Annotated in this window: 1 protein-coding gene; it reads left to right on the top strand. The window is 50.9% G+C overall.

Going from position 1 to position 770, the window contains the following annotated elements; genetic code table 11:
- A partial coding sequence (locus A9Q02_RS09615; protein ID WP_141508811.1) for a DUF4397 domain-containing protein occupies window positions 1-770 on the top strand: 770 nt, incomplete at both ends.

The following is a 770-nucleotide window of genomic DNA, read 5'->3' as shown; positions in this document are numbered from 1 at the left end:
GTGACTGTTGCTACCTATGCCGCTCCTCTGCAAACCCTCGGCCTGGAAGGCGCTGCCATTACAGTGCTTGCATCAGGATTTCTAAACCCTGCCAACAATAGTGATGGCCCTGCTTTCGGTCTTTATGTCGCGCTTGCTTCAGGAGGTGACCTGATTGCCCTTCCTCTTATTGAAGAACCTACTCCCACTGCCCGCGTGCAGATTATCCACAACTCGGCTGATGCTGTGGTTGAAACTGTTGACATTTTTGTAAATGGCGAACCTTTCCTTCAGAATGTAGGTTTCCGTCAGGCAACTGCTTTCATGGATGTTCCTGCTGGTGTTAACCTCGACATCGTATTGGCTCCTGCCGGAGCAGGCATCGGAAGTGGCGTAGGCCCTTTCACTGTTAATCTAACCGAAGACGAAACCTATATGGTGGTTGCCAACGGTATAGTTAGTGCAACTGGCTATGCTCCTGCTACTCCTTTTGGATTAAATGTTTACGCAATGGGTCGTGAAGAAGCCAATGTAGCTACCAATACCGACGTGCTTGTATTCCACGGCTCAACCGACGCTCCAACTGTAAGCGTATGGGAAACCGGTGTGGGTGCCGGACAGATTATCTCCGATTTTGAATATGGCGATTTCGCAGGCTACCTACCTCTCGCAACTTTGAACTACACGCTTGAAGTAAGAGACGCTACAGGCACCGTGACTGTTGCTACCTATGCCGCTCCTCTGCAAACCCTCGGCCTGGAAGGCGCTGCCATTACAGTGCTTGCATCAGG

It is taken from the genome of Candidatus Chloroploca asiatica, assembly GCF_002532075.1.
In the GTDB taxonomy this organism is placed as follows: Bacteria; Chloroflexota; Chloroflexia; order Chloroflexales; family Chloroflexaceae; genus Chloroploca; species Chloroploca asiatica.
Note: the sequence above shows the minus strand (reverse complement) of the source record. Positions and strands in the feature narration are given on the sequence as shown.